At 59.4% G+C, this 3,650-nt stretch carries 2 protein-coding genes; one reads left to right on the top strand and one right to left on the bottom strand.

Annotated elements, in window-relative coordinates; genetic code table 11:
- Window positions 1-56 precede the first annotated feature (56 nt).
- On the bottom strand, window positions 57-1,508 hold the full coding sequence (locus ABVF28_RS17120) for a family 14 glycosylhydrolase (protein ID WP_371031442.1): 1,452 nt from the start codon (window positions 1,506-1,508) through the stop codon (window positions 57-59).
- A gap of 985 nt (window positions 1,509-2,493) precedes the next feature.
- Between ABVF28_RS17120 and ABVF28_RS17115 the strand changes: the two genes are divergently transcribed.
- Window positions 2,494-2,985: a hypothetical protein gene (locus ABVF28_RS17115; protein ID WP_371031441.1), complete on the top strand. Its 492-nt coding sequence runs from the start codon at window positions 2,494-2,496 to the stop codon at window positions 2,983-2,985.
- The last annotated feature ends 665 nt before the right edge of the window (window positions 2,986-3,650 follow it).

Genomic DNA, 3,650 nt, shown 5'->3' with positions numbered 1-3,650 from the left:
GGCCTTCCTCGGGCTGGTGTGTGGTCAGAGACCACCAGCATCGAGGAAGGCCCGCCTCATGCGGCGGAGCGACCCAGAGTGGGGAATTTCGATGAGCAGAACCGAGGAATTTCAGTGAGCGCCGTCACCTCGCCGACTCGCAGGACGGTCATGCCGACGTAGGGGAAGTTGTCGAACGCGTCGTTGACGTTGTTCCAACCTGCATCGCTGGTGGCGCCGCCTGATAGCGCGTTTTCACCCTTGATGGCGATGCCCTGCCTGCCTGCCTCCGCCCCCAGCCATCCGACCAGTGACTTCGCTTGTGAGTACTGTGGCGCGTAGTCCTCGTTGCTGAACTCGAGGCATGTGAAGTGCAGCACGATCGAGCGCCCCGAGTCTGCGACGCGGTTTGCAAGGCCAACAATGTTCGCGTATCCGCGGCCTGTGTTCGCCGCCGCCATGTCCACGCTCGTGCGCACCAGGCCGGAAGCGACCTCGGCTGCGCGGGGCGTTGGGCCGGTCATCGACCAGTGCACGCCGGGAATCTTGTAGCCAACTTTTGCTCCGGGAAATGACGTACCAAGCGCTGCGATGACGGTGTCGAGCATCCGTTCTCCGTGGTCAACGAGCGAGCCGTTGTACCAGTCGATGAAGTCTTTTCCGTACTGGGTGCTTCGGTAGTCGCCGCTGGAAAAGAAGAAGCTGGCGTTACTCGGCGGTTGAATTTGCGCTTGCGTTGTGACTGCCGAACCCCACGCAGCGTTGACGCCGGCGAGGGTGGTGTACTTTGCAACCGCGAACTGCTGGAAACTCTTGACCGCTAGTGGTGAGTAGGACTGCAAGGCGCCGCGGGTGGGGTAACCGCTGCCAGAGTCGTGGCCATTGTAGGAGGGGTATCGCAGTTCGCCGGCCGGGCCGAGCGAGACATTGATCTCTTGCAGCGACGACGCGTAGGTCGCGCCGTAGCGAGCCGTGAACGCCGCCGTGAACGCCGTGTACTCGTTTTGCACGAGTAGATCGGCCCAGCCCTGAACGGTCTCGCTCGAGAAGTTGCCCTGCTCGCTGCGGTGTTTCAGACCATTGACGTCGAGAGTGACGCCATTGAGGGTCTGACCATTGTATTTCGACCAAAGCCACGATGGCAGCGGGATGTTGCAGGTGTCGCCAACATTGCCGCCGCACTGGTGGAAGGAGAAGATCGGAACAATCTTGAGACCTTTTGCGGTGATCTTTTGGAAGAGGGTGTCGTAGTACGACCAGTTGAACTGATTGTCGGCAGCTCCTTCAACGGTGCCCCACCAGATGTCGGCACTGACTGCATCGACTCCGTAGTTTTTCACCGTCTGCAGTTGCGCTTCGAACTGTGGCCAGTCCGTGACGACGAGCGGCGCCATCACATTTGCAGTGAAGGCCGGATTGTTGGTTGCGGTGGCAGCGGTGGCAGCTGTCGGTGCGACGAGAAGGGATGCGAGTACAGACAGTCCGAGCGCAAGTGCGCCAGCCATCCGCGGCAAAGTTCGAGTTTTCATTACTCTCCATCCGGGGACGCGACGTCTTTGTCGCTGGGGGACCCCCGGTTCGAGCCAAGTATTACCGAAGATAACGCCGGCATGCAAGCGTTTACACAACCTGCGCCGTGGTTGCTCCCTATCGTGCTCGTGATGCCGAGGAGAGCACCCCGCGACCGTCGAGGTTCCATGAGCGTGCGAGTCGGTCGGAGAATCGCACGGACGTGACTTGGTAGTGGCCAGTCTTGAACTTCGGTTTGAGAGAAGGCATCTGTTCCACCGGTCGCGGGTCGCCCCACCCCCAAACCCCGCGAGCCGTCGTCTGATGCAGCGGGACGACAAATTCGCCTGGCGGCAACAGAGCCAAACAAAGATGGGGGACCCGAGAACTTTTCCAAGCAACTTCAACGACGATGTCGTGGAACAGCCCACCCGAGGCGTTCTGAAGCAGTATTCCTCTCGCGGCCTCTTCTCCAGCACCAACGAGAACCCAGACCGCAAGTCGCGTGGCTTGTTCGCGGGACTCTCGTTCAAGATCGGCGCGGCGTCGTATCCGGTCTGCCCTGAACTGCATGACGGCGATCGCGATCGCAATCGTCGCTATCCATCCGGGCGCTACAGCCCACCAGTCGCTCATGTGCCCCCTCACCATGCTTTGCCTATGGGATGGCGGCACCATCTCTTCATGACGCGAAACCTCAGTCACGACCGACACAACACGACGTTTTTGACATCTGTGCAGTAGTCTGCGAATCGAGGTGGCCGCATGCTTCCCCCAACTTTGGAGAGCATGTGCGGTTATTTGGTTCGTTTGCGGTCGCTACGATCGCGCTCATCGCAACACTGTTGCCTGCCGGTCTGCCTGCCTGGTCGTCGCGGCGGCTCCGACGTTTACTGAGCAGTCCGCTCCGGCGTCATGTGACACGGATGCTGGCGGCATCTCCGACGCTCACAATCGCGCATCGATGCCAATAACAACGGAGGTTCGAAAATCGAAATCACTACCATGATCTCTACCGATGCCGGGCTCTGTGCCATGTGGGTTCCGCACAGATTCGATCACGTAAAGACGATCGATGATTGGCAGCAGCTATTCGATTCGGACGATGAAATCGCGAAGTTTATAGAGCAAGGATCGCTGATCCCAATCAATGTTGGCGCCGCTAGATCGTTCGAGATCACTATCCGATCGAGCGCACCTACTGCGCGGGAGACACTTCTTACAATTGTTCAGTCCGAGCCGTATCGGTTGGTGTCGACGGGCACCCTCGAAGTCGGTGGTATCGAGCAGATCGGTCCGTTCGGCGGTGGGGGAATTCGAGCAGAGATCGACCCCGGGACTCTGAGTGTCAAAGTGAATCTGGTGGACTGGCGAGATGAAGTTCCAACTTCGGACATTGCCCTGTCTGACTTTGTGGTCGAGATCACACCGGCCCTTCACCGGGAAGTGTTCCGCACAAAGGTCAATACATTTGACCCGCCCGAAGATGACCTGTAACGACAGACACTGTGTCTGCAGGGGGGAGAGCAACAGATTCGATGCTGTGCAACGAGCAGTGCGTGAGTCATTGGAGATCACGCGAGTGCCCGGAAGCGGTGCAGTCATTTCTGGTGGACGCCTCGCAACCCCATGTTCAATCCGCGCACTCGTGACGATCCCTCTCGGCGCGCACAATCGGCGAGCAGACGAATCACCATCGCCGAAGCGGCCCGATCACCTTTACGGTGACGGCAGCTCTCGCTCGATACCTCATGCGGCAACAAGTACGGGTAGTCGACATTTGCGTCGTTCCGTAGTGTGGTGCTCGGCAGATTGACCTATCCCGGTTTCCCGGACGATTGTGATCACCGGGGGGAAGATCAAGACCCGGCGGGATTCAAGAACGGGCGTGCAGGAGGCATCCCGAGAATCGACGTCACAATGCGACGGCGGCCCTAGTGCCTGGTGCGTGCGGCTCGTCGGCTGAGGGCGACTGCGGCGAGTCCCAAGAGTAGCAGTAGGCCACTGAGGGTCCCGTGACTATGGCAACGTAAGTCGGCTCATCGCGTTTGAGAGTGTAGGAGTGGGGGAGTGCGTCGTTGCGCTGGTAGAGGTCGAGGTCTCCCATGATGGAAGTTCCTACACACCCATCCGAGAGACCTCGACATGCGTAACGCTACCCT

Origin of the sequence: Pseudoclavibacter sp. JSM 162008, assembly GCF_041366455.1 — a bacterium.
In the GTDB taxonomy this organism is placed as follows: Bacteria; Actinomycetota; Actinomycetes; order Actinomycetales; family Microbacteriaceae; genus Pseudoclavibacter.
This window is presented reverse-complemented; position numbering and strand designations above follow the sequence as displayed.